The 17,817-nt window shown below is 65.5% G+C and carries 15 protein-coding genes; 8 read left to right on the top strand and 7 right to left on the bottom strand.

Annotated features, from left to right (window positions below):
• Positions 1-37 precede the first annotated feature (37 nt).
• From QZM35_RS09245 to cysS, 3 genes are all read right to left on the bottom strand, one after another.
• Complete coding sequence (locus QZM35_RS09245; protein WP_039364696.1) at positions 38-1,009, bottom strand: acetyl-CoA carboxylase carboxyltransferase subunit alpha; 972 nt, start codon at positions 1,007-1,009, stop codon at positions 38-40.
• Between the two features lie 103 nt (positions 1,010-1,112).
• Entirely contained in the window at positions 1,113-1,940 is an 828-nt protein-coding gene (locus tag QZM35_RS09240) for a DNA-3-methyladenine glycosylase (RefSeq protein WP_089425730.1), read from the bottom strand.
• 43 nt (positions 1,941-1,983) lie between these two features.
• Complete coding sequence (gene cysS, locus QZM35_RS09235; protein ID WP_069248324.1) at positions 1,984-3,381, bottom strand: cysteine--tRNA ligase; 1,398 nt, start codon at positions 3,379-3,381, stop codon at positions 1,984-1,986.
• A gap of 234 nt (positions 3,382-3,615) precedes the next feature.
• Between cysS and QZM35_RS09230 the strand changes: the two genes are divergently transcribed.
• From QZM35_RS09230 to QZM35_RS09215, 4 genes are all read left to right on the top strand, one after another.
• Positions 3,616-4,338 (top strand): tetratricopeptide repeat protein, encoded by a 723-nt coding sequence (locus QZM35_RS09230; RefSeq protein ID WP_174975570.1) that lies wholly within the window; start codon positions 3,616-3,618, stop codon positions 4,336-4,338.
• Positions 4,339-4,377: 39 nt separating this feature from the next.
• Positions 4,378-4,959 carry a peptidylprolyl isomerase gene (locus tag QZM35_RS09225; RefSeq protein WP_011352517.1) on the top strand — a complete coding sequence of 194 codons (582 nt, stop codon included), beginning with the start codon at positions 4,378-4,380 and terminating at the stop codon, positions 4,957-4,959.
• Between the two features lie 88 nt (positions 4,960-5,047).
• The gene (locus tag QZM35_RS09220) at positions 5,048-5,539 is read left to right on the top strand and encodes a peptidylprolyl isomerase (RefSeq protein WP_006478428.1); all 492 of its coding nucleotides are present in this window, start codon (positions 5,048-5,050) and stop codon (positions 5,537-5,539) included.
• A gap of 23 nt (positions 5,540-5,562) precedes the next feature.
• Positions 5,563-6,363: a UDP-2,3-diacylglucosamine diphosphatase gene (locus QZM35_RS09215; RefSeq protein ID WP_089425732.1), complete on the top strand. Its 801-nt coding sequence runs from the start codon at positions 5,563-5,565 to the stop codon at positions 6,361-6,363.
• Between the two features lie 48 nt (positions 6,364-6,411).
• On the opposite strand, the gene cysE is transcribed toward QZM35_RS09215, so the two are convergent.
• Positions 6,412-7,215, bottom strand: coding sequence for a serine O-acetyltransferase (gene cysE / locus QZM35_RS09210; RefSeq protein ID WP_089425733.1), 804 nt, complete (start codon positions 7,213-7,215; stop codon positions 6,412-6,414).
• Positions 7,216-7,467: 252 nt separating this feature from the next.
• On the bottom strand, positions 7,468-8,292 hold the full coding sequence (locus QZM35_RS09205) for an RNA methyltransferase (RefSeq protein ID WP_301775836.1): 825 nt from the start codon (positions 8,290-8,292) through the stop codon (positions 7,468-7,470).
• Between the two features lie 280 nt (positions 8,293-8,572).
• Here QZM35_RS09205 and QZM35_RS09200 point away from each other — a divergent pair, with 280 nt between their 5' ends.
• Positions 8,573-9,376, top strand: coding sequence for an inositol monophosphatase family protein (locus QZM35_RS09200; protein WP_011352522.1), 804 nt, complete (start codon positions 8,573-8,575; stop codon positions 9,374-9,376).
• 313 nt (positions 9,377-9,689) lie between these two features.
• Complete coding sequence (locus QZM35_RS09195) at positions 9,690-11,312, top strand: NAD(P)/FAD-dependent oxidoreductase (protein WP_089425735.1); 1,623 nt, start codon at positions 9,690-9,692, stop codon at positions 11,310-11,312.
• A gap of 1,481 nt (positions 11,313-12,793) precedes the next feature.
• Here QZM35_RS09195 and QZM35_RS09190 read toward each other — a convergent pair.
• A complete protein-coding gene (locus QZM35_RS09190; protein WP_089425736.1) occupies positions 12,794-13,027 on the bottom strand; it encodes a hypothetical protein in 234 nt (77 codons plus the stop codon).
• 345 nt (positions 13,028-13,372) lie between these two features.
• On the opposite strand from QZM35_RS09190, the gene mutS reads away from it, so the two are divergent.
• Positions 13,373-16,030 (top strand): DNA mismatch repair protein MutS, encoded by a 2,658-nt coding sequence (mutS, locus tag QZM35_RS09185; protein WP_089425737.1) that lies wholly within the window; start codon positions 13,373-13,375, stop codon positions 16,028-16,030.
• On the top strand, positions 16,011-17,282 hold the full coding sequence (locus QZM35_RS09180) for a hypothetical protein (protein ID WP_179255058.1): 1,272 nt from the start codon (positions 16,011-16,013) through the stop codon (positions 17,280-17,282). Before mutS ends, QZM35_RS09180 begins: the two co-directional genes overlap by 20 nt.
• On the opposite strand, the gene QZM35_RS09175 is transcribed toward QZM35_RS09180, so the two are convergent.
• Positions 17,262-17,804 (bottom strand): peptidylprolyl isomerase, encoded by a 543-nt coding sequence (locus QZM35_RS09175; protein ID WP_059554208.1) that lies wholly within the window; start codon positions 17,802-17,804, stop codon positions 17,262-17,264. The genes QZM35_RS09180 and QZM35_RS09175 overlap by 21 nt on opposite strands.
• Between the last annotated feature and the right edge of the window lie 13 nt (positions 17,805-17,817).

The following is a 17,817-nucleotide window of genomic DNA, read 5'->3' as shown; positions in this document are numbered from 1 at the left end:
GCGCGCGCAGCGGCGCGCGATTGGAGGACGCAGCCGGTCATGCGCCCGGCGTGGTTTCCTTGAACTTGCCGTAGGCCATCAGGCGCTCGAAGCGGCGCTCGCGCAGCGCATCGATGCTCATCCCCTGGAACTGGCGCAGCGAATCGGCCAGCGCACGGCGCAGCAGCGCAGCCATGCCCTTCGGATCGCGATGCGCGCCGCCGAGCGGCTCGTTGATGATCTTGTCGATCAGGCCGAGCGCCTTCAGGCGGTGCGCGGTCAGGCCCAGCGCTTCCGCTGCTTCCGGCGCCTTCGCGGCGCTCTTCCACAGGATCGACGCGCAGCCTTCCGGCGAGATCACCGAGTAGGTCGAGAATTGCAGCATCATCACCGTGTCGGCCACTGCGATCGCCAGCGCGCCGCCCGAACCGCCCTCGCCGATCACCGTCGTGATGATCGGCGTCTTCAGTTCGGCCATCACGTAAAGGTTGCGGCCGATCGCCTCCGACTGGCCGCGTTCTTCCGCGCCGATGCCCGGGTACGCGCCCGGCGTGTCGACGAACGTGAAGATCGGCAGACCGAACTTCTCGGCGAGACGCATCAGGCGTTCGGCCTTGCGATAGCCTTCCGGACGCGGCATCCCGAAGTTGCGCGCGGCGCGCTCCTTCGTGTCACGGCCCTTCTGGTGACCGATCACCATGCACGGATGGCCGCCGAAGCGCGCGAGGCCGCCGACGATCGACACGTCGTCCGCGAATGCGCGGTCGCCGTGCAGCTCGTGAAAATCGGTAAACAGTTCCGCAACGTAATCGAGCGTGTACGGACGCTGCGGATGCCGCGCGATCTGCGAGACCTGCCACGGCGACAGGTTCGCGTAGAGGTCTTTCGTCAGTTGCTGGCTTTTCTTCGACAACCGCTCGATTTCTTCCGAAATGTCGACAGCCGAGTCGTCCTGCACGAATCGCAGCTCTTCGATCTTGGCCTCGAGTTCGGCGATCGGCTGTTCGAAATCCAGAAACGTGGTCTTCATGTGTTCGAATCCTTGGGTCTTGCGGCAGCGCGTATTCTACCCGCGCGGGCGACGCTCAAAACCGACTCTCAACTATTGATGTTTAAAACCCGATAGCCGCCGCTCAGGCGTCGGCGTCGGGCGCATCGAGGCTGCGCCACATGTACCAGGTCGCGACGGTACGCCACGGCTCCCAGTTGGCGGCAACTTCGCGCGCCTCGCTGCGCGTGACGGGTTCCCCGCTGAAGTAATTGACGCTGATCGCGCGGATCAGGCCCGGGTCGTCGAGCGGCAGGACGTCCGGCCGCGACAGGTTGAAGATCAGGAACATCTCGGCCGTCCAGCGGCTGATGCCGCGGATCTGCGTGAGTTCCGCGATCACGTCCTCGTCGTCCATCGACGTCCATTTGTCGACGTGCAGCGCGCCCGACACGAAATGCTGCGCGAGATCGAGGATGTATTCCGTCTTGCGCTTCGACAGCCCGCACGCGATCAGCTTGTCCGCGCCGAGCCGGATCACCGGCTGCGGCGCGAGTTTCGGACAGGCATCCCCGATGCGCGCCCACAGCGACTGCGCGGACGGCACCGAAATCTGCTGGCCGACGACCGAGCGCGCGAGCGTGACGAACGGGTCGCCGCGCTTCACGAGATGCGCGGGACCGAACTTCGGAATCAGTTTCTTCAGGATCCGGTCGCGCTTGACGAGGTCGGCGCATGCCTTGTCCCAGTAAGCAGGACGCACGACGACCTCCTCGCCGTCCGCTTCGGACGCACGGGCCTTGCGGGCCGCGTCGGCGGCCGGCGGCACCGCCGCCGGTTGCGCATGACCGTTGAGCGCGCCGTTCGGCACGGCGCGCGTCGCGTCCGTCTTCGCCGGCGGTACGCGCTTGGCTGCCGGACGCGCGGCGACCGGGGTCGCGCGCCTGACCGGCGCTTTTCTGGCCGTTGCCATCTTGCCTCCTACCTGACGGATCGGTCAGTGGAACGCACCGCGCTCATACGCGACGCCATTCGGTCGATCCGCCCGGTTTGTCTTCAAGTGCGATACCGGTCTCGAGCAGTTCCGCCCGGATCCGGTCCGCTTCGGCATAGTCCTTCGCTTGCTTCGCCGCGACACGCGCGGCGATCTTCGCTTCGATCTCGTCGGCGGCGAGCCCGCCCGCCTGCGCGGCGCCGGACGCCTGCTGCAGGAACGCGCGCGGTTCGCGGCCCAGCAGGCCGAGCAGGCCCGCCAGCTGTTTCAGTTGCCGCGCGAGCGATGCGTCGCCCGTGCGATTCACCTCGCCCGCCAGTTCGAACAGCGTCGCCACCGCGACCGGCGTGTTGAAGTCGTCGTTCATCGCGGCGGCGAAACGCTGCGCGTGCGGCTCGTTCCAGTCGAGCGCGAGCGTGTCGGCTTCAACATCTTTCAGTGCGGTATAGAGACGCGTGAGCGACGCGCGCGCATCGTCGAGATGCACGTCGCTGTAATTGAGCGGCGAACGGTAGTGCGTGCGCACGATGAAGAAGCGCATGACTTCCGCATCGTAGCGTTCGAGCACTTCGCGGATCGTGAAGAAGTTGCCGAGCGATTTCGACATCTTCTCGTTGTCGACCTGCACGAAGCCGTTGTGCATCCAGTAATTGACGAACGTCTGGCCGGTTGCGCCTTCGCTCTGCGCGATCTCGTTCTCGTGGTGCGGGAATTGCAGATCCTGCCCGCCGCCGTGGATGTCGAAATGCTCGCCGAGCAGCGTGCAGCCCATCGCCGAGCACTCGATGTGCCAGCCCGGACGCCCCATCCCGTACTTCGACGCCCACGACGTACCTTCCGGATCTTCCGGCTTCGCGCGTTTCCACAGCACGAAATCGAGCGGATCCTCCTTCGCGTCGTTCGCGGCGACGCGCTCGCCCGCGCGCAGGTCGTCGAGCGACTTGCCCGACAGCTTCCCGTAGTTCGCGAACTTGCGCACCGAGTAATTGACGTCGCCGTCGGTCGCCTGGTACGCGTAGCCGTTCGTCTCGAGCGTCTCGATCATGCCGAGCATCTGCGGGATGAACTCGGTCGCGCGCGGCTCGATGTCGGGCCGCTGGATGCCGAGCGCGCTTTCATCGTCGTGCATCGCGCCGATGAACCGGTCGGTCAGCGACTTGATCGTCTCGCCGTTCTCGACCGCGCGGCGGATGATCTTGTCGTCGATGTCGGTAATGTTGCGCACATACGTGACCCGGTAGCCGATCGCACGCAACCAGCGCTGGACGAGGTCGAACACGACCAGCATGCGCGCGTGGCCCACGTGACAATAGTCGTATACGGTGATTCCGCATACGTACATCCGCACTTCGCCAGCCTGGCGCGGCACGAAGACTTGCTTGTCACGCGCGAGCGTGTTGTAGATGCGCAGTGATTCCATAGAGATGAACCGTGAGCCGAAGGAAACCGCCCTGGCGAAGCTCGCCCAGCATGCGAAACGGACGGACCATCTGCTGCGGCACCAGGCCGAGCGTCCTCGATATCACATGGGGCGGTCAGGCTGCAAGCACAGCGGTGACGGCCACGAGAGGCAAAGAAAGACTGTCTGACGCTCGCCGGAACGCGCAGACGTTTTGTTAGAATGGCTCGGAGTATAACATTCCGATTTACGCCTATGAAACCTCATCGCGGCCGCGCGCAGAGCGCTGCGACCCTCGTTGCGACCACCGTCATGGGCGTCGCGCTGACGCTTTTCGCGGCTCCCGCGGCGCATGCGCAGAAGGCCCCGGCCACCGCCGACGGCACGCCCGAAATCGATGCGTCGATCGCCGGCAAGCAGTGGAAGCAGGCGCTCGCGCAGCTCGACGCGCGCATCGCATCGAACCCGCGCGACGTGCAGGCGCAGTTCAAGCGCGGCACCGTGCTCGCCCGCCTGAACCGCGATGACGACGCGATCCAGCAGTTCGTCGCGATCACGCAGGCGTACCCCGAACTGCCCGAGCCGTACAACAACCTTGCGGCGCTTTACGCGAAGCACGGCCGCTACGACGAAGCGCGCACCGCGCTCGTCACGGCGACGCAATCGAACCCCGGCTACTCGCTCGCGTACGAGAACCTCGGCGATCTCTACCTGCGCCTCGCGGCCGAGTCGTACAAGCGCGCGCAGTCGCTCGGCCGCACGAGCGGCGCGACCGCGCAGCGCCTCGCCGATCTCCAGAAGATCGTGTCGCCGCCGAAGGCCGCGCCGAATGCCCGCGCAGCCACACCGGCCACGCGCGACTACTCCGACCGCGCAGCCGCGAACGTGAGCACCACCACGCTGCCGATGTCGCCGACGTTCCAGTTCAGCGGTCCGTCGGGCGCACTGGCGGCGCCGTACGTCGCGCCGTCGCAATAAGCGGCGCGGCCTTCTTTCCCTCCCAACCTGAGGATCGCAATGAAACGTCTGTTGCTGGCGCTTGGCGGCGCCGCCCTTCTCGCGACCGCGACCGCACCTGCGTTCGCGCAATCGGCTACCGCGCACCCCGTCGTGCAGCTGAAGACCTCGCAGGGCGACATCCGCGTCGAGCTCTACCCGGAGAAGGCGCCGAAGTCCGTCGCCAACTTCCTCGATTACGTGAAGGCCGGCCAGTACAACGGCACGATCTTCCATCGCGTGATCAAGGGCTTCATGATCCAGGGCGGCGGCTACAAGACCAACTTCGAGGAGAAGCCGACCCGCGCGCCGATCCCGCTGGAGAGCCGCAATGGTCTGAAGAACCTGACGGGCACGATCGCGATGGCACGCACGAGCGATCCGAATTCGGCCACCGCGCAGTTCTTCATCAACACCGTCGACAACAGCGGCCTCGACTACCCGAATCCGGACGGCAACGGCTATGCGGTGTTCGGCAAGGTCGTGTCGGGTCTCGACGTCGTGAAGAAGATCGAAGGCGTCGCGACGACCTCGCGCGGCCCGATGCAGGACGTGCCCGCGCAACCGATCGTGATCGAATCGGCCAGCATCGTCTCGAAGTAAGAACCTGCCGGCACGTCCGGCGCCTCACGCGGCCGCGTCGCACGACCGGCCGCGTGCCATTTAAACCGCCTCACCGAAGGAATTCATCATGGTTGAACTGCATACGAACCACGGCGTGATCAAGCTCGAGCTCGACGCCGCGAAGGCACCGAAGACGGTCGAGAACTTCCTGAACTACGTGAAGAAGGGCCACTACGACGGCACCGTGTTCCATCGCGTGATCAACGGCTTCATGATCCAGGGCGGCGGCTTCGAGCCGGGCCTGAAGCAGAAGCCGACCGATGCGCCGATCGACAACGAGGCGAACAACGGCCTGAAGAACGACAACTACACGGTCGCGATGGCGCGCACCAACGATCCGCACTCGGCGACCGCCCAGTTCTTCATCAACGTGAACGACAACGACTTCCTGAACCACTCGTCGCCGACGCCGCAAGGCTGGGGCTACGCGGTGTTCGGCAAGGTCGTCGAAGGCCAGGACGTGGTCGACAAGATCAAGGGCGTCAAGACGGGCAACGCTGGTTTCCACCAGGACGTGCCGACTGACGACGTCGTGATCGAGAAGGCCGTCGTGGTCTGACGCGCAGTTACGGAGGCACTTCGATGTTGCAGGAGAGTCCGCCGCGAAGCGTCTCCGCGGGCGTGCCGGGCGAGCGCGAATACGCGCAAGCCGCACGCCCGTTCCTGTTTCTCTCCGATCTGCACCTGAGCGAAGCGATCCCGAAGACGGTCGCCGCGTTCGAGCATTTCGTGAAATACACCGCCGACAGTGCCGACTCGGTGTTCATCCTCGGCGACCTGTTCGAATACTGGATCGGCGACGACATCCTCGACGACGATCCGTTCGCGGCCCGCATGGCCGCGCTGATGCACACGTTCTCGGAGCGCGGCATTGCGCTCTACGTGATGCACGGCAACCGCGATTTCCTGCTCGGCCGGCGCTTCATGAAGGCAGCCGGCGCGATGCTGCTGCCCGATCCTTCGCTGATCATGGCGTTCGGCCAGCGCATCGTGCTCGCACATGGCGACGCGCAATGCACGGCCGACCGCGGCTACCAGGTATTCCGTCGCGTCGCCCGCAACCGCGCTGCGCAATGGCTGTTTCTCGCCTGGCCGTTCCGTTGGCGCCGTGCGCTCGCGCAGCGCATGCGCTCGAACAGCGAAGCGGGCCGGATGCGCCCTGCTTCGGCGATCTACGATGTCACGCGTGAAGGCGTGGCCGCGCTGTTCCGGAAAAGCCGCGCGAGCGTGATCATTCACGGCCATACGCACCGCCCCGCCCGGCACATGGAACCGGGTGGCATCCGCTGGGTGTTGCCCGACTGGGATCTCGACCACGGCAAGCCGCGCGGCGGCTACCTGCGCGTCGACGCGGAAGGCATCCACGCGATGCCGCTCGACTGACACTGCCGCTGCCGTCGCACCCACCGGCAGCAGCGGGCATCCATTGAATTACGCCTGGCGTTCGACCGACTTGCCTTCCAGCACGGCCGACAGCCGGCGCAGATCGAGGCGCGCCGCGTCGGCGCCCTGCAGTGTTTCCAGATGCGTGCCGAGCCGTTCGAGCGCCGCGACGATCTCGTCGACGCGGCGGCTTTCCTTCGCCGCGTGATCGATCAGCCCGTGAATCGCGAGCGACATCGGATCGTCGGCATTCGGCGTGATCCCGTATGCGCAGAACGCCGCGCGTTCGGGCTGCGGCTTCGGCTGCGCCGGCATCACGACGCGCGCCGGATTGCCGACCGCCGTGCCGCCTGCCGGCACCGGCTTCACGACGACCGCGTTCGAACCGATCTTCGCCCCCGCACCGACCGTGAAGCCGCCGAGCACCTTCGCGCCCGCCCCGACGATCACGCCGGCCTCGAGCGTCGGGTGCCGCTTGGCGCCGCGCGTGAGCGACGTGCCGCCCAGCGTCACGCCCTGATAGATCGTGCAGTCGTCGCCGACGATCGCCGTCTCGCCGATCACGACGCCCATCCCGTGATCGATGAACACGCGCCGGCCGATCGTCGCGCCGGGGTGAATCTCGATCCCCGTCAGGAACCGGCCGGCCTGCGACGCGAAACGCGCGAGCCAGTAGCGCTTCGCGCGCCAGCATGCGTGCGCGAAGCGATGCAGCACGAGCGCATGCAACCCCGGATAACAGGTCAGCACTTCCCATGCACTGCGAGCGGCGGGATCCCGCTCGCGAATCGTTGCAACGTCTTCGCGCAGTCTCGTGAACATGATGTGGTCTGGGAAAAGGCCGGCGCGCATCGCCGGCAATGACCGGCCGTTATCGCGCCCGGTAATTTACTTATGACGTTCGGCGATTGTAGGGCGAGTCACGAACGGCCGCACGCGCTCGCCAGTTCACCCCGCCGCCGGCGCGGGTATTCCGGCGGAACGCCTGCCGTTACTGGGTTGGCGGGGTGGTCGGCCCCGGCGCTTTCGGCGGCCGACCCGGCACCTGCCGACGGGGTGGTTGCCCCGCGCGCCGACACATCCGCCACCCCGTGCGCCGACCGCTTACGCGTCGCCGTCGGGCTTGCCCGATTTCAGCAGGATGTGCTTCGCGACGCCGCGCAGGATGTTGACCTCCTCGCGCTCGAGGCCCGTGCGCGCGAACAGGCGCCGCAGCCGCGGCATCAGCTTCTTCGGGTTGCGCGGATCGAGGAAATCGAGCGCGATCAGCGCGTTCTCGAGGTGCACGTACATCTGCTCGATCTCGTCGCTCTGCGCAAGCGTGCCGGCTTCGGCCGACTGTTGCGCCGACGGCTCGCTCGCCTGCTCGAGCAACGCGACACGCAGCTCGTACGCAAGCACCTGCACGGCCTGAGCGAGATTCAGCGAACTGTAGGCCGGGTTCGCCGGGATGTGCGCCAGCGCACTGCACTGCTCGACATGCTCGTTCGCGAGGCCCGTGCGCTCGTTGCCGAACACGAGCGCGATGTCGCCCGTGCCGACCTGCGCGCACGCCTGCGTGGCGGCGGCACGCGGCGCCAGGCGCGGCGGCCCGTATTCGCGCGTGCGCGCGGTCAGCGCGATCGACCAGTGAACGCCGGACAGCGCGTCGCCGAGCGTCGGCACGACATGCGCGGACGCGAGGACGTCGTCCGCGCCGCTGGCCATCGCGATCGCCTCGGGATCACTCTGCACGTGCGGCACGCGGGGCGCGACCAGCACGAGACGCGAGAAGCCCATCGTCTTCAGCGCGCGGGCGGCCGCCCCGACATTGCCGGGATGGCTCGGCTCGACGAGCACGAAACGGATGGACGTGAAGCCGCCGGACGGCGGCTGGGACGAGGCCGCGCCCGGCTCGGACGGCGCGGCGGTGATCTGCGGGGTTTCCACTACGATACGACTCGGTTCATCAGAATGGCAGTATGGTATCGCCATCGCCGCGGCAAACCCACTCGTCCGGACGGATAGTGGGGGTTTCCCCGTACGCCGGTCGCCTGAAACCGCCAAAAATCGGGTAAAATCATGCCTTTACGCGTCGCACTCTGTGCGGCGCGGGTCGTACCCCGTTCTTTGTCAATTCGCGTCTCATCTCGCCTGCCACGCTTGCGCCGTGCCGGGCGGTTGTTCCACTTCGTGGCGGCCCGTGCCGCCAGCTACAGGATCCAGGCTCATGCATCCCATGCTCAACATTGCTGTCAAGGCTGCGCGCCGCGCCGGACAGATCATCAATCGCGCGTCCCTCGATCTCGACCTGATCGAGATCCGCAAGAAGCAGCAGAACGACTTCGTCACCGAAGTGGACAAGGCCGCCGAAGACGCGATCATCGAGACGCTGAAGACCGCCTACCCCGACCACGCGATCCTCGCGGAAGAATCGGGCGAGTCGGAGAACGAATCCGAATTCAAGTGGATCATCGATCCGCTCGACGGCACGACCAACTTCATCCACGGCTTCCCGTACTACTGCGTATCGATCGCGCTCGAGCACAAGGGCGTCGTCACGCAGGCTGTCGTCTACGACCCGAACAAGAACGACCTGTTCACGGCCACCCGCGGCCGCGGCGCGTACCTGAACGACCGCCGCATCCGCGTCGGCCGCCGCGACCGCCTGTCGGACGCACTGGTCGGCACGGGCTTCCCGTTCCGCGAAAAGGACGGCCTCGATGCCTACGCGCGCCTCTTCACCGAAATGACGCAGGCCTGCACGGGCCTGCGCCGTCCGGGCGCGGCCGCACTCGATCTCGCGAACGTCGCGGCCGGCCGCCTCGACGCGTTCTTCGAGCAGGGCATCAACGTGTGGGACATGGCAGCGGGCAGCCTGCTGATCACCGAGGCCGGCGGCCTCGTCGGCAACTACACGGGCGACGCCGACTTCCTGCATCGCCATGAAATCGTCGCCGCGAACCCGAAGATCTACGCGCAGATGATCCCGATCCTGAAGGGTTACACCCGCGTGCATCCGGCAGCGGAGTAAGCCCCGGCCGCGCCTGCATGGCGCGGCTTGCGCGCACGCCGCTCGCGGGCATCGTCATGACGGCGCACCGTTCGCCTCCCGGTTGCCGGGAGGCGGGACAATCTTCCCGCACAAGGGTCGCTTCGTGCGCCTATCCTGAAGTTGCCTGAGTTGTACGGGCCGGTCAGCGTACTGCCGCTTGCACGGCCCTTCCCGCAATGACAATGATGGGTTTGCGTCCGGCATGCCCGCTCGGCGGACAACACCGCCGGCCTGCCGGCCCCCGACCGTATCAACACCGCCACGACGCCGTGGCAATCGCATCCGAGTCCCCATGTTACGGCTAAGCGAAATTAAACTCCCCCTCGACCACCCCGAAAGCGCGCTCGAGGCCGCGATTCGCGCGCGCCTCGCGGAGCTTGGCGTGGCCGCGGACGGGCTCCTCCGTTACACCGTGTTCCGCCGTGCGCACGATGCGCGCAAGCGCGCCGACATCAAGCTCACGTATATCGTCGATGTCGAAGTCACGGATGAGGCAGCCGCGATCAAGCGCCTCGCCGGCAAGCCGCATTGCGGCGTGACGCCCGACATGGCGTACCACTTCGTCACGAAGGCGCCCGAGCACGGCAATTTCCTGCGCCCGGTCGTGATCGGCATGGGGCCGTGCGGCCTGTTCGCGGGGCTGATCCTCGCGCAGATGGGTTTCCGCCCCATCATCCTCGAACGCGGCAAGGCCGTGCGCGAGCGCACCAAGGACACCTTCGGCCTGTGGCGCAAAAGCGTGCTCAACCCCGAATCCAACGTGCAGTTCGGCGAAGGCGGTGCCGGGACGTTCTCCGACGGCAAGCTGTACAGCCAGATCAAGGATCCGAACCACTATGGCCGCAAGGTGCTGGACGAATTCGTCAAGGCCGGTGCGCCGGACGACATCCTGTATCTGAGCCGGCCGCACATCGGCACGTTCCGCCTCGTCAGCATGGTGGAAAAGATGCGCGCGTCCATCCACGAACTGGGTGGTGAAGTGCGTTTCGAAACGCGGGTCGACGATATCGAGATCGATCAGGGCAAGGTGCGCTCGCTGAAGCTCTCGAACGGCGAAACGCTGCCGTGCGACCACGTGGTGCTGGCCGTGGGCCACAGCGCGCGCGACACCTTCCAGATGCTGCACGATCGCGGCGTCTATATCGAAGCCAAGCCGTTCTCGCTCGGCTTCCGTATCGAACATCCGCAGGGGCTGATCGATCGCAGCCGCTTCGGCAAGTTCGCAGGCCACAAGCAGCTCGGTGCGGCCGACTACAAGGTCGTCCATCACTGCAGCAATGGCCGCGCCGTCTACAGCTTCTGCATGTGCCCGGGCGGCACGGTGGTCGCGGCGACCTCCGAGCCGGGCCGCGTGGTCACCAACGGCATGAGCCAGTATTCGCGGGCCGAGCGCAACGCGAATGCGGGCATCGTCGTCGGCATCACGCCGGACGACTATCCCGGCGGCCCGCTGGCGGGCATCGCGTTCCAGCGCAAATGGGAAGAGCGCGCGTTCGAACTCGGCGGCGGCGATTACCGCGCGCCGGGCCAGCTGGTCGGTGATTTCATCGCCGGCCGGCCGTCGACGTCGCTCGGCTCCGTAGAGCCGTCGTACAAGCCGGGCGTGAACCCGACCGATCTGAGCACCGCGCTGCCGGATTACGTGATCGAAGCGATCCGCGAAGCGCTCCCCGAGATCGACAAGAAGATCGCCGGCTTCGCGATGCACGATGCGGTGCTCACCGGTGTCGAGACGCGCACTTCGTCGCCGATCCGGATTCGACGCAAGGACGATTACCAGAGCATGAACGTCGAGGGGCTGTATCCGGCGGGTGAAGGTGCGGGGTATGCGGGTGGCATCTATTCGGCGGCCATCGACGGGATCGAAGTCGCGCAGGCGGTGGCGCTCAGCATGACGTCGGGGCAAACGGCCTGAGGTGCGAAACGAGTCGGCGCGCGAAGGTTCTCGATCTGAGCGGCGCCGACTTTCGCATGGCCGGCCAGGAGCGCGGCCGGACGACGGCGTGAGAACGACCGCCGCCGGTCGCGCAATCTCCGGCAACCTGGCCGAATGGCGAACTTCGCGCGTGCATGCCGAAGCCACTGGTCAACTCGGGCAACCCAAGCAACAACTTCACGCCTGACTTATGACCACGCTGTCGCCCAACGCCTTCGCCGGTCATACTCCAATGATGCAGCAGTACCTGCGCATTATCTGACAAGGAAAAGATCAAAAATCTACGCTGCAAGTTACGCCAGCTAAATTGGCAAACGGTCGCACGCGCTACACGCTTCAACATCGACAGCTGGATCATCGATAAACCCAAATAGGGGCCGACTCGGGTTGCGTGCTATCACCAGTAGCACACGGAGCAAAACAGGGCGACGATATGAGATCGCCTTCGGGGAAGCATCTCAAGTGCGCAGCGAGAGTACGAGTTACAACCGCCCTTCAGTGTGCAATTGAGGAAAGGCATGAGATGAACGAGAGACTTGCAGCAGGCATCTTTGGGGGAGCGTGCATAATAATTGGCATCATCAAAGCAGCTCGACCGTCGTTATTTATCGATTATCGTGAGCGCCACCCTTGGATAAACTTGTTTGGATTTTACCCTTTCATTTTCAAAACAAAATATGCAAGACCGGCCATCGTCGCGAATGGCATCATACTCATCTTAATGGGACTAGCGCTTTTCATATGGTCCCAGCGCAACTAGATATTTCCACATAGTTGGCGCTTACCATCAGTATCAACTGGCCAGACGGCGAACTTCGCGCTGTCGCGCCCGGCTCACTAGTAAACTCGGGCAGCCAAAGCAACCTTCCCCCGGTCACGCAGTTCACCGCAGCACCCGCACCCCAAGACCTACGCTCAGGCTGTTCGGGACCGACACGCTATTGATCGTGCTTCACATGCATTTCGATGTTGATTGACTTACTTCTCGGCCGCTGCTTGAATCTCTCGGCAAAAGTCCTTCAGAGTTCCAGGGCATTGTTTGTCCGCATTCCGGGCGATCCGCCGCAACCGTTCTGCCGGGACTGTAGCGTCAACATGCCGAACAATGAACGTGTGGAAAGCTGGGTCCGACGCGATCATGGGTTCCAACTGCTGAATAGTGCCCCAGTGATCTGCGAGCAAAAGAGTGTTTGATTCGCTGAACCCTTCCGCGACTGCCCCATCGTCACAGTTTGCGAAATTTCGAAATTGTCGATGCAACTGCTTCCACGACGTGGCGGCATCAGAAACAGCCTCGGCCCTCCGAGTTTGGTCTGAAGTGCAAACGTTGGGCCCGGCGAGCGCCGTTGACGAGTAGAAAATGGCGACAAGCCATAGTGCGAAGTAGCGACGTGTCGTTTGGAAGGTTGCTGCGTCGACCGACGGAAAGTGGGCGCTTTGCGTCTCATGACCAATCCGGTTCACTCAGACGCCTCCTCGATAGCCTTTAAAATTATTTGTGGGTCGTCAATTACACTCTCGTCTCCGGCAAAACGCGACATTTCCATATGTCCATCGTCGAAGACGTCGATCTCGATACGCTCACCTGGCACAGTTATCGAGACCAGAATGGTGTCCGGGCGATGCCGGCCCAATGTATAAAAGAGGCGGCGTTCGTCGAGGCTGCTAAGCAATTCGTACAGGGAATGCGCCATATGTCCTCCGTCACGGTCAGCAGATCATGACAAACCCGAAAATGACACGGTAGGTCGATTCGTTCACGTAGCGATCTCCGGTCGACATATCGAGGAAATGGACAGAGTGTCCGATATCCGATCAACGAACCCGTACAGTCACAATCTAGCCTGTCGACCGCAACTGGCGTGTCGGGGTTAGCACTACGTGGCGGGTCGTGCCTGCAGCGCTACCGCCTGCGAGCTAGGACAGGCCCCCGGGCACTGCCGATTCGTCCTGCACCTGGCCAAACGGCCAACTTCGCGCCCGCATGTGAAGCCACTGGTAAACTCGGGCAACCAAAGCAACAACTTCACGCCTGACTTATGACCACGCTGTCGCCCGACGCCTTCGCCGGCCATACCCCAATGATGCAGCAGTACCTGCGCATCAAGGCCGACCATCCCGACACGCTTGTCTTCTACCGGATGGGCGACTTCTACGAGCTGTTCTTCGAAGACGCGGAGAAAGCCGCACGCCTGCTCGACCTGACCCTCACGCAACGCGGCGCCACCGCCGGCACGCCGATCAAGATGGCCGGCGTACCGCATCACGCGGTCGAGCAGTATCTTGCGAAGCTCGTGAAGATGGGCGAATCGGTCGCGATCTGCGAGCAGATCGGCGATCCCGCCACGTCGAAGGGCCCCGTCGAGCGCAAGGTCGTGCGCGTCGTCACGCCCGGCACGCTGACCGATGCCGCGCTGCTGTCCGACAAGAACGACGTCTACCTGCTCGCGATGTGCACGGGCCACAACAAGCGCGGCGTCGCAGTGAACATCGGCCTTGCATGGCTGAACCTCGCCAGCGGCGCACTGCGGCTCGCCGAAATCGAACCCGACCAGCTCGCGGCCGCGCTCGAACGCATCCGGCCGGCCGAGATCCTGACGCCGGACGGCGCGACCGATGCTGTGCCGCCCAGCGCCGGCGCAAGCAAGCGCGTGCCGGCATGGCACTTCGACATCGCGTCGGGCACGCAGCGCCTGTGCGACCAGCTCGATGTCGCGAGCCTCGACGGTTTCGGTGCGCATTCGCTCACGAGCGCGTGCGGCGCAGCCGGCGCGCTGCTGCTCTACGCGGCCGCCACGCAGGGCCAGCAACTGCGGCACGTGCGCAGCCTGAAGGTCGAGAACGAAACGGAGTACATCGGTCTCGATCCGGCCACGCGCCGCAACCTCGAACTGACCGAGACGTTGCGCGGCACCGAGTCGCCGACGCTGTATTCGCTGCTCGACACCTGCTGCACGACGATGGGCAGCCGCCTGCTGCGTCACTGGCTGCATCACCCGCCGCGCGCATCGGTCGCCGCGCAGTCGCGCCAGCAGGCGATCGGCGCACTGCTCGATGCGCCGGCAAACGCAAGCCTCGATGCGCTGCGCAGCGCGCTGCGCCAGATCGCCGACGTCGAACGGATCACCGGGCGTCTCGCGCTGCTGTCCGCCCGCCCGCGCGACCTGTCGAGCCTGCGCGACACGTTCGCCGCGCTACCGGCTCTGCGCGAGCGCATCAGCGCGATCGTCGCGAACGCGGACGCACTCACCCGCGTCGACGCAGCACTCGCACCGCCCGCCGAATGCCTCGATCTGCTGACGAGCGCGATTGCGCCCGAGCCGGCCGCGATGGTGCGCGACGGCGGCGTCATCGCGCGCGGCTACGATGCGGAACTCGACGAACTGCGCGACATCTCGGAGAACTGCGGGCAGTTCCTGATCGATCTCGAAGCGCGCGAGCGTACGCGCACCGGCATCGCGAACCTGCGCGTCGAATACAACAAGGTGCACGGCTTCTACATCGAGGTCACGCGCGGCCAGACCGACAAGGTGCCCGACGATTACCGCCGGCGCCAGACGCTGAAGAACGCCGAGCGCTACATCACGCCCGAACTGAAGACCTTCGAGGACAAGGCGTTGTCCGCGCAGGAACGCGCACTGGCGCGCGAGCGCGCGCTGTACGACGCGGTGCTGCAGGCGCTGCTGCCGTTCATCCCGGAGTGCCAGCGCGTCGCATCGGCGCTCGCCGAGCTCGACCTGCTCGCCGCATTCGCCGAACGCGCCCGCGCGCTCGACTGGGTCGCACCGACCTTCACCGACGAGATCGGCATTGAAATCGAACAGGGCCGCCACCCGGTCGTCGAAGCGCAGGTCGAACAGTTCATCGCGAACGATTGCCGCTTCGGCACCGAGCGCAAGCTGCTGCTGATCACCGGCCCGAACATGGGCGGTAAGTCGACGTTCATGCGGCAGACCGCGTTGATCGCGCTGATGGCCTACGTGGGCAGCTACGTGCCGGCCAAGTCGGCATGCTTCGGCCCCATCGACCGGATCTTCACACGGATCGGCGCGGCGGACGATCTGGCGGGCGGCCGCTCGACGTTCATGGTCGAGATGACCGAAGCCGCTGCGATTCTCAACGACGCGACGCCGCAAAGCCTCGTGCTGATGGACGAGATCGGCCGCGGCACGTCGACGTTCGATGGCCTCGCGCTCGCGTGGGCCATCGCGCGCCACCTGCTGGCGCACAACGCGTGCTACACGCTGTTCGCGACGCACTACTTCGAGCTGACGCAACTGCCGGCCGAATTCCCTCAAGCGGCCAACGTCCACCTGTCGGCCGTCGAGCACGGCCACGGCATCGTGTTCCTGCACGCGGTCAACGAAGGCCCGGCCAACCAGAGCTACGGCTTGCAGGTCGCGCAGCTCGCAGGCGTTCCGGCGCCCGTGATCCGCGCCGCGCGCAAGCACCTCGCGTATCTCGAACAGCAGTCGGCGTCGCAGCACACGCCGCAGCTCGACCTGTTCAGCGCGCCGCCGGCGGCCGCCGACGATCTCGAATGCGCGGACGCGCCGGCGCTGCCCGACACACCGCATCCGGCGCTCGAAAAACTGCGCGACATCGATCCCGACGATCTCAAGCCGCGCGAGGCGCTCGACCTGCTGTACGAACTGCGCACGCTGGTCCGGTCGCACGATGTCGACGGACACGCGTAAGCGCATCCTGTGCGGCCTGCCGGCTCGCACGGCCGCCATGCTCGTTGCGGCGGCGCTCGCGCTCGCGCAGGCCACCGCGCTGGCCGCGCCGCCGAAGCGCAGCACCACGCCCTACTCGTTCGCGGTCGTGTCGGGCGTGATCAACGCCCCTGCGGACGAACCGGCCGCCCAGCGGCTGCTCGATGCGATCGCGCGCGAGCGCAACCTCGCGTTCGTCGTCTATGCGGGCGATCTCAAGGGTTCGAAGGAAGCGTGCCGCGATGCACTGTATTCGCAGCGGGGCGCGATCCTGGATGCGGCCCGCGTGCCGCTCGTGTTCATTCCCGGCCACGACGACTGGGTAACGTGCAACACCGCGGCCGGCGGCGGCTACGATCCGGTCGAGCGGCTCGACTTCCTGCGGCAGACGCTGCTTGCCGATTCGGCACTGCCCGACCCCGGCGCGCTGCAGATCACGCGGGAAAGCGAAGTCGCACGGTTCCGACCGTATCGGGAGAACGCCCGCTGGATGCGCGACGACATCGTCTACGTCGCACTCAACGCGCCGGCGCCGAACAACCACTACCTGACGGCCGGCGGCCGCAACGGCGAATTCGAGGACCGCATCATTGCAAACGGTTTCTGGATCGACCACGCGGCCGAATACGCGAAGCGGCGCGAGGCACGCGCGATGGTGGTGATGTTCGAAGGCGATCCGCAGTTCGAACGCTATGAACGCGCGGAACGCTTCGCTTGGCTGCGTTTCAACCGGCCGCGCGTGCGCGACGGCTTCCGTGAGCTGAAACGAACGCTGGTGAAGGCGGCGGCGACGTTCCGCGGCCCGATACTCGTGATGCACGCGAGCGGTGAGCCGCTTGCGAACGGTTTTCTGATCGACCGCCCGCTGCGGGCAGACGACGGTGAACTGGTGGGCAATGTGACGCGCGTCGCGATCGGACCGCGCCATCCGACGAATCAGTGGGTCAAGGTGAGCGTGTCGCCGGCACGGCAGACGATCTTCAACGTGAGCTTGCAGGAGGTGCCGAAGAACCTGCCCGTGCCACCCGCGCTGCCGCTCGTGCCGCGTGACGACGTGCCGCTGCCGCAGATGCCGGAAATCCCTGCGTTGCCGGCGCTGCCCGACTCGTCGTCGGTCGCGCCGCCGTTGCAGGGTGACGGCGCCGCACCGGGCGGCGCGTCGTGGCCGGCGCCCGCCCCTGCGTCGGGGCCGGCACCCGGCTTGCCTGCGAGCTCAGTGCAGGGTACGCCCTGACGGCGCTTCGCCGTCTTCGTCGTCGTCCTCGTCGACGATCTCGAGCCCTTCCGCGCCATGTGCGTGCTCATGCTCGATTTCGTCTTCGGTGGCTTCGCGAACGTCCTTCACGGTGAGCGCGAAACGCAGCGCCATGCCGGCGAGCGGGTGATTGCCGTCGAGCACGACCTTGTCTTCGGCGACGTCGGTGACCGTGTAGATCAGCGAATCGACTTCCTCGTCGCCGTCTTCCGGCGTGCCTTCGAACTGCATGCCCACTTCGAGCGGCTCGGGAAAACGGTCGCGCGGCTCGATCTTCACGAGTTCGGGATCGTAGTCGCCGAACGCGTCCTGCGGCTCGAGCTGAACCTGCGCCTCGTAGCCCGGCTCATGGCCGTCGAGCTGTTCCTCGATCTTGGGGAACGTGCCATCATAGCCGCCGTGCAGATAGACCATCGGCTCGTCGCTTTCCTCGATCAGATTGCCCTGTGCATCGGACAGCTTGTAAGTGACCGACACGACGGTGTTTTTTGCGATTTTCATCCAATTCTCCCAA

Origin of the sequence: Burkholderia sp. AU45274, assembly GCF_030482505.1 — a bacterium.
Lineage (GTDB): Bacteria > Pseudomonadota > Gammaproteobacteria > Burkholderiales > Burkholderiaceae > Burkholderia.
The sequence above is the reverse complement of the archived record's forward strand: the minus strand, read 5'-3'. Positions and strand labels throughout refer to the sequence as shown.

What these genes read in the sequence shown, in the direction of transcription:
- QZM35_RS09175 (WP_059554208.1), bottom strand. Translation starts at nt 17,804, where the DNA reads ATGAAAATCGCAAAAAACACCGTCGTGTCGGTCACTTACAAGCTGTCC.
- cysE (WP_089425733.1), bottom strand. Translation starts at nt 7,215, where the DNA reads ATGCGCGCCGGCCTTTTCCCAGACCACATCATGTTCACGAGACTGCGC.
- QZM35_RS09245 (WP_039364696.1), bottom strand. Translation starts at nt 1,009, where the DNA reads ATGAAGACCACGTTTCTGGATTTCGAACAGCCGATCGCCGAACTCGAG.
- cysS (WP_069248324.1), bottom strand. Translation starts at nt 3,381, where the DNA reads ATGGAATCACTGCGCATCTACAACACGCTCGCGCGTGACAAGCAAGTC.
- QZM35_RS09220 (WP_006478428.1), top strand. Translation starts at nt 5,048, where the DNA reads ATGGTTGAACTGCATACGAACCACGGCGTGATCAAGCTCGAGCTCGAC.
- QZM35_RS09200 (WP_011352522.1), top strand. Translation starts at nt 8,573, where the DNA reads ATGCATCCCATGCTCAACATTGCTGTCAAGGCTGCGCGCCGCGCCGGA.
- mutS (WP_089425737.1), top strand. Translation starts at nt 13,373, where the DNA reads ATGACCACGCTGTCGCCCGACGCCTTCGCCGGCCATACCCCAATGATG.
- QZM35_RS09195 (WP_089425735.1), top strand. Translation starts at nt 9,690, where the DNA reads ATGTTACGGCTAAGCGAAATTAAACTCCCCCTCGACCACCCCGAAAGC.
- QZM35_RS09215 (WP_089425732.1), top strand. Translation starts at nt 5,563, where the DNA reads ATGTTGCAGGAGAGTCCGCCGCGAAGCGTCTCCGCGGGCGTGCCGGGC.
- QZM35_RS09230 (WP_174975570.1), top strand. Translation starts at nt 3,616, where the DNA reads ATGAAACCTCATCGCGGCCGCGCGCAGAGCGCTGCGACCCTCGTTGCG.
- QZM35_RS09180 (WP_179255058.1), top strand. Translation starts at nt 16,011, where the DNA reads ATGTCGACGGACACGCGTAAGCGCATCCTGTGCGGCCTGCCGGCTCGC.
- QZM35_RS09190 (WP_089425736.1), bottom strand. Translation starts at nt 13,027, where the DNA reads ATGGCGCATTCCCTGTACGAATTGCTTAGCAGCCTCGACGAACGCCGC.
- QZM35_RS09240 (WP_089425730.1), bottom strand. Translation starts at nt 1,940, where the DNA reads ATGGCAACGGCCAGAAAAGCGCCGGTCAGGCGCGCGACCCCGGTCGCC.
- QZM35_RS09225 (WP_011352517.1), top strand. Translation starts at nt 4,378, where the DNA reads ATGAAACGTCTGTTGCTGGCGCTTGGCGGCGCCGCCCTTCTCGCGACC.